This window comes from Saccharopolyspora sp. NPDC045941 (genome assembly GCF_056431445.1).
Genome location: NZ_JBWKKU010000141.1, coordinates 1 through 6,136, shown reverse-complemented (window position 1 = coordinate 6,136; position 6,136 = coordinate 1). Strand labels below are relative to the sequence as shown.

Here is a 6,136-nt window from a genome sequence, read left to right as displayed (position 1 = left end):
GGAACGCCGCGACGACATCCACGAAGCGTTCCTCGGCCTGGCCACATGCATCATCTGCTACCGACACACCAAAACCCTCTGTTAGGAACTCTTAGACCTGGATCTTCAGGTCAAGCGGACTGGGACTTGGTGTGATTGCTGCGAGTGCCCCCGGTGCGACTCGAACAGGATGCACACGGATTCCGGGGCCGCTCGGCCTCGCCGGATAGCTGCGGATGGGCTGGCGAAGCCCCTGGTCGTCGAGGCGACGGTGCCGCTGGTTATGGAACGCCGCGCGAAACGGCGGGAGAGGTGAGCGACCGTCGCAGGTTCGAGTCACCAACAAAGGCGCCACGCCGCTGGATCCCTCTGCCTCGACCACCTGTGCACCTGGGAGCCCTGCTTGCAGCTTGGTCCCGTGGGGTGAGGCGCCGCTGTGTACGCGGCCGGACACGGTTTTCCGGAGCATCGCCTGTGGGTCGTGTCCGCCGACGTCGATGGTGGTTTTGGGCCGAAGATGCACACCTACCCCGAGGAGTTCGCGGTCGCAGCTGCCTCGCTGTCCCTCCACCGGCCAGTCAAGTGGGTCGAGACGCGGAGCGAGAACGTCGTCGCCACCACGCTCGGCCGGGATCATTCCGCTGTCGGGCCGGTCCGGGGTCGAACTGCTGACCGCGCTGTGCGGAGAGACGCGCAGTTCGGCGGAGCCGGACGCGATGCGCGAGCTGGCCCGGCTATGCGGCGGTCTTCCGGTCGTTCTGCGGGTCGCCGCGGCCTGGCTGCGCAGCCACCTCAGCCTGGCAGTGGCTGACCTGGTTTCGGACATCGCCGTCTCCGACAGCGGCGCGCCGGGCGGCGCCGCGACATCATCGAGCCGTTGTTCGGCGAGGTCGCCTGGGGCCCCGGAGTGGGAGTGCTACGTCCGTCGGTACCAGAACGGCAGGGACGGTTCTCGTCTCACGTCCCAGCGAGGAGCTGGCTGATCGTGTTCGTCTGAGGCTCGGTGAACGAAATGCTATTGGCGACGTTTCCGAGGATGCCGAGGAACTGAGGCCAGTCATCCACATGTTCGGTGGGCAGGGCGAGCGTGGCGAGGTGCCGCCCATCGGGATGTGGAAAGATCACCTGCGCCTGACGTACGCGGTGAGTGCTCGTGGCCGCTGTTCCGTGGAAGGGTGCCGGAAGCTTCACTTGAACTTCTTCGCCGATCACCAATGCCTCACCCGCCGGGTACTCGAGAATGCGAACCTCCCGAGCGCGGCCAGGTTCTCGCAGCGCACTGGCGAGAACGGACAGCGGGCGCTGAGGCGGAAGCCGGACGTCCTTCATCATGATGCTCAGCTGCGCGATACTGATCTTAGAAGGGGACGCATCCGACCGGGCGAGACAGTTGCCCACATAGATCGCGCCTTGGCTGACCAGCTGCGAGAGCATAATTTCCTGGCGCAGCACCATGCCGAGTCGGTCCTCGGCGGTGGCCGACCGCAACATAGCGGTGAGTGCATCGTAGGTTCTCTTGATGCGCTTTGCGGGCGCTTCGGTGAGGTCGATGTGTTGGAACTGCTCGGGAACGGAGAACCAGAGCGGTCCGCCCGACCCCTGTTTCGTCGTCGTGACGTGCATCTTGGTTCCTCATTTGGCAGGGGCGTTGCCGAGTGCGTTGACCAGGGCCGACAAGAAACCGTCCTTGTCCTTGTCGGACTTTACCTCGTCGCCGTTGTCGAACAGTCCGATAACGTTATTAGTTTGCAAAGACACCGCGGCGCTCGACAGTGCTCCATTTGAGAATATGGAGTAGACCTCGTCTGTGATCTCATCGGTATTAGCGATGCCGGTGTTCTTCTCGAAGAAATTCTTGACGATTGCGGGAGCGGTTTCGGGAATCTTTGCTGCTTCGTCGGCGAACGCTTGCCATCCCTTGAAGCTCGCGCCAATCGCGTTGAAGCCGGGGATAACGCCGAGGACATCGCCCCCAACGGAGATCCACGATGCTGGATCGTCGAACTTGTCGTTGATCACCATGTCCCCGCTGTGCGCGCCGAGCGCGACCAAGCCGGTCACAACCATGACGGACACGGCTGGAATGGTGCAGGGCGGGTAGTGCGCCAGGTATCAGCTGACAGCTGACACGAGTCCAGCGATGTCGCCAAGATCGCCGATGTGGTCGTCGAACCACTCGCCCGGGTTGCTGAAGAGCTCATCGAAGGATTCGAAAAAGGCTTTGCTCGGGGCTTTCTCGGCTGCCTCCCGCAAGGCCTTTGCGCAGACGCGGCCGTCGTCTTCCCAGAGCTCCTGAAGATCCTTTGCTTTCCTGCGAACCGCCTCGAGAGCGTCCCATGCCTCGGTGCGGACCTCTTCCGGCTTGCCGGCCGTCCCCTCGTAGGTTTCGCGTGCCTTCTTCGCCTGAGCTTCGAGTTTCGCGGCGGTGGTCTGGTGCTCCTGCAACCTGGTGGACCACGTCGACAGCGCTTTGCCTGCTGCTTCCAGAGAAGAATGTGCATCACCGATGTACTTCGGCAACTCGCCCAGCTCCTCGGCGAACGCCTTCGCTGCCTGGCCTTGCCAGACATCCTGCTGGGACTGCACAGCCTTCGGCGCCTCGTGCTGTACCGTGCCAAAAACCCGCTCCGGGTGTCGACCAGCGGTTTTGTTGATCGGTGTCAAGCGGCTCGAGTGTATTCGTTGATCAAGCCGTCGAGGACCTTGCGCCGCCGGATCGGGGCGTCGGTCGGGATCGTCGCCGCCGGATCGTGGTCTGGTGGGTGTTGGTTGAGGCTTTGATGTGGGCGGTGGGTGTTGAAATGGTCGGTGTATTCGTTGAGCACTGTCATGGCGTGGCGTTCGTTGTAGAGCAGGAGCCGGTCGGTGCATTCTTCGCGGATGGTGCGGACGAAGCGTTCGGCGTAGCAGTTCGCCCGTGGGGTCTGCGGCGGGGTCTTGATGACCTTGATTTCCTCGGCGGCGAAGACCGCGTCGAACGCGGGCGTGTACTTGGTGTCGCGGTCACGGACGAGGAATCGGAATGATGCGGCTCGTTCGCCGAGGTCGGCGAGGAGGTTGCGGGCGACCTGGGTGGTCCAGGCACCGGTCGGGTGTGCGGTGACTCCGAGGATATGCACGGTGCGGGTACGGACCTCCATGACGAACAGGACATATAACTGGCGAAGGCTGATGGTGTCGACGTGGAAAAAGTCGACTGCCAGCAGTCCGGATGCTTGAGCTCGGAGGAAGCTGCGCCATGAGGTGTCCGCGCGGCGTGGAGCGGGGCCGATGCGGGAGTTGCGGAGGATGCGGCGGATCGTTCCAGCGCCGACGTGATGCCCCAGGCCGAGCAGTTCGCCTTGGACGCGCCGGTGACCCCAGGTGGGATTTTCTTGGGCCAAACGAACGATCAGGTCGCGGAGTTCGGTGGTGATCGGTGGGCGCGACCTGACCGCTGTGGGTAGGTCCACTTCTTGGCGATCAGACCTCGGTGCCAGGCCAGGAGCGTGGCAGGTGTGACGATCCGCCCCAGTCGCATACTGCGAGGGAGTAGGCGGGATAGTGCGGACAGGATGGCGCGATCCGGCCACGATAGACGAGGCCGCCGGCCGACCTGGCGGCGTAAGACTGCCAGTTCATGCCGCAGGACCAGGATCTCGACATCCTTGGCCGCGGTACGCCCGGGCGAGCAGCCCCAGCCAACCGAAGACGGTCACCAACGCCATGTACAACAATCGAAACAGCATGATCCGAGATCATGGTCTGATCACAGAGCTCAACGAAACCCCAGGTCAGCGACCGAGTGCCAATTTTTGGCACGGTACAGGTAGCCCTTGACGACGTCGGCGAACGGGACCTCTTCGCCGGTGCGCTCGTTGACCCGCTTCTGCCGAACCCGGTCGCGGTGCCCCGCTGGACCTGGTGGAACCGGATCGTGTGGGATTCCACGGCGGTGAACAGCTGCACCGGGACGGACACGAGGCCGAAGCTTATCTGGAGGTGCGGCAGGGTTTTGGCTGGTCAGGACCACTGCTGTGGAGTAAGGCACGTTTGGCACTGGTGCGTTGGCGAATACCGTAGGCTCGCTTCCACTCTGATCGAAAACGGACATTAGGTACCGGGGTCGGTAGTCCCCAGGGGCGTCCCGGTAGCACACGCCGAAAAAACAACGCTTAGCTTTGATGGCCCTGACCTCCCGAAGCTGACCCCAGCCGCAAGGTAAGAAGGCCGGCCCGTGTCACGCTGCCGCGTCCCACTCGGTCAGTAACGCTTCGACGACTGCTGATCGAACTGCTCGACCTGACTAGATGTGCGCCTGGCGTCGAAGGGCTTCCCAGGCGGCGTCGGCGAGGACTTGTTCGGCTCGGGCGAGGTGTGCGCCCAGGGCGTCGGGCTCCGGTGCGGTGAAATGCTCAGAGGGGTCGATGGCGGCCCGAACGAGCTGTTCGGCGGGCCCGAGCCATAGCGCAAGGCTGTGCTCGTGCGGCAGCGCTCGTAGCTCCCCAGCCGCGGCGCGTTCGCCGAGCCAGCCGGCGAGCCGACCGTAAAAGGATTGCTTGAGCCGAGCTTCTTCGCCTTCAGAGATCTCGGCGACGTTGGGCTCGCGGCACTGATGCAGGTAACCCATAGCGCGCGGATCGGCCCCGGCCCACCGTAGGTAGGCCAGCACCAGCCCGCGGACGGCGTCCTCGGTGCGCGCGTGGCGGTCAAGCTCGACGAGCAGGTCGCGTTGGAAGCGCTGCAGGTGTTCCAGATAGACCGTGGCGGCCAGGCTGAGCTTGTCGCGGAAGTGGTGGTAGAAGCTGCCCACGCTCACGCCGGCCGCGGCCAGGATGTCTTCCACCCGGGTCGCGGCGACACCCCGGTCGAGGAACAGCTCGATCGCGGCGGCCGCGATGTCCTCGCGGCGCGAGCCGGGCCTGGCCCGATGGCCCGTGCTGGCAGTGGGGATCCTGGTCATAGCGGTCGATCCTACCCGAGGTAGAAGAATCCTCGGTATCCGTGCTAGAACTTTCCTCTAGAGGTTTCGTCGGTGAGCGTGCGGGAGGGTGAGTTATGTCGGAGTACGACGTGGTGGTGGTCGGTGGCGGGGTGGCTGGCTTGTCCGCGGCGATGATGTTGGGTCGGTCCCGACGGCGGGTGGTGGTCGTCGATGCCGGCGAACCGCGCAACGCCCCGGCGGCGCACCTGCACGGCTTCTTGTCCCGCGACGGTACGGACCCGGCCGAGCTGCTGGCCACGGCCAGGCGAGAGGTCGTCGGCTACGGCGGGGAGCTACTGGCGGGCCGAGCGGTCGGCATCGACCGCCTCGACGGGGCGCGGTTCGCCGTGCGCCTGGCCGAGGGCGGGACGCTGGGCGCACGCGCGGTGGTGGTAGCCACGGGGCTTCGTGATGAGCTCCCCGAGATCCCGGGCCTGCGCCAGCGGTGGGGCCAGGATGTGCATTTTTGCCCGTACTGCCACGGCTATGAGGTACGGGACAGCGCGCTCGGGGTGATCGGAGGGGAGGACCGTTCGTTCAGCCTGCGCCAGGCGCAGCTGATCCGGCAGTGGTCCGACGATGTGGTGTTCTTTCCCCACCGGATCGACCTGGAGGCCCACGAGCGGGAGCGGTTGGTCGCTCGCGGCGTGCGGATCGTCGATGGCGAAGTGACGCGGATCGTGTCCGACGAGACCGGCGTCCGCGGTGTCGAGCTCGCCGAGGGTCCGATGGTCAGACGCGCGGCGCTGTTCGTCGGTCCACGCTTCGTACCGTCCGACGAGCTGCTGACCGCCCTGGGCTGCGAAGTCAATGACGAGGGCTGGGTCGCCACCGATCGCACCGGTCGCACCAGCATCGACGGCGTGTGGGCGCCCGGCAACGTCGTGGACCACACCGCCCAGCTGATCAACGCCGCGGCCGCCGGGTCCGCCGCCGCCATCGCGCTCAACAACCACTATCTGGTCGCCGCCGACGTCGAGAAGGCTCTCAACGGCCACACCGAGTCAGTACCAGCCAATTGATCGTCGGATCACTCGATCTTGTCCATCGTCTTGCCGCAGCAGCACGTCGCATTTGTCCAAACCAGACACTCTCATTGAGCCTCAATCCACCGATGGTTGCTGATGGTGATCTTGGTTGGTTGATTGGCTGTTGTTGATCTTGCTGTCGTGTTCAGGGCATGCGTTATCCGCT

7 protein-coding genes and 1 pseudogene are annotated in these 6,136 nt (G+C 64.7%); 2 read left to right on the top strand and 6 right to left on the bottom strand.

Translation table 11 applies throughout. The features are described from left to right. Nucleotides 1-415 precede the first annotated feature (415 nt). Entirely contained in the window at nt 416-790 is a 375-nt protein-coding gene (locus AC07FN_RS45610) for a molybdopterin cofactor-binding domain-containing protein (RefSeq protein ID WP_478401334.1), read from the top strand. A 146-nt stretch (nt 791-936) separates the two neighbouring features. Here the strand turns inward: AC07FN_RS45610 and AC07FN_RS45605 are convergent, their stop codons facing one another. The 6 genes and pseudogenes from AC07FN_RS45605 to AC07FN_RS45580 all read right to left on the bottom strand — a co-directional run bounded on the left by AC07FN_RS45605 (nt 937) and on the right by AC07FN_RS45580 (nt 4,921). Then, a complete protein-coding gene (locus tag AC07FN_RS45605; protein WP_478401333.1) occupies nt 937-1,602 on the bottom strand; it encodes a hypothetical protein in 666 nt (221 codons plus the stop codon). Nucleotides 1,603-1,611: 9 nt separating this feature from the next. Next, a complete protein-coding gene (locus AC07FN_RS45600) occupies nt 1,612-2,055 on the bottom strand; it encodes a hypothetical protein (protein WP_478401332.1) in 444 nt (147 codons plus the stop codon). A gap of 36 nt (nt 2,056-2,091) precedes the next feature. Further along, on the bottom strand, nt 2,092-2,643 hold the full coding sequence (locus AC07FN_RS45595) for a hypothetical protein (protein ID WP_478401331.1): 552 nt from the start codon (nt 2,641-2,643) through the stop codon (nt 2,092-2,094). Beyond that, the gene (locus AC07FN_RS45590; protein ID WP_478401330.1) at nt 2,640-3,431 is read right to left on the bottom strand and encodes an integrase core domain-containing protein; all 792 of its coding nucleotides are present in this window, start codon (nt 3,429-3,431) and stop codon (nt 2,640-2,642) included. Before AC07FN_RS45590 ends, AC07FN_RS45595 begins: the two co-directional genes overlap by 4 nt. A gap of 356 nt (nt 3,432-3,787) precedes the next feature. Further along, nucleotides 3,788-3,969 (bottom strand): annotated as a pseudogene (locus AC07FN_RS45585) (Ku protein); the annotation flags it as partial. A 295-nt stretch (nt 3,970-4,264) separates the two neighbouring features. Beyond that, nucleotides 4,265-4,921: a TetR/AcrR family transcriptional regulator gene (locus tag AC07FN_RS45580; RefSeq protein WP_478401329.1), complete on the bottom strand. Its 657-nt coding sequence runs from the start codon at nt 4,919-4,921 to the stop codon at nt 4,265-4,267. A 95-nt stretch (nt 4,922-5,016) separates the two neighbouring features. Here AC07FN_RS45580 and AC07FN_RS45575 point away from each other — a divergent pair, with 95 nt between their 5' ends. Then, nucleotides 5,017-5,964, top strand: a complete 948-nt coding sequence (locus AC07FN_RS45575) for an NAD(P)/FAD-dependent oxidoreductase (protein WP_478401328.1) — start codon at nt 5,017-5,019, stop codon at nt 5,962-5,964. Nucleotides 5,965-6,136 lie beyond the last annotated feature (172 nt).

Excerpts from the sequence above, each read along its gene's own strand:
- AC07FN_RS45580 (WP_478401329.1), bottom strand. The coding sequence starts at position 4,921 with ATGACCAGGATCCCCACTGCCAGCACGGGCCATCGGGCCAGGCCCGGC.
- AC07FN_RS45605 (WP_478401333.1), bottom strand. The coding sequence starts at position 1,602 with ATGCACGTCACGACGACGAAACAGGGGTCGGGCGGACCGCTCTGGTTC.
- AC07FN_RS45575 (WP_478401328.1), top strand. The coding sequence starts at position 5,017 with ATGTCGGAGTACGACGTGGTGGTGGTCGGTGGCGGGGTGGCTGGCTTG.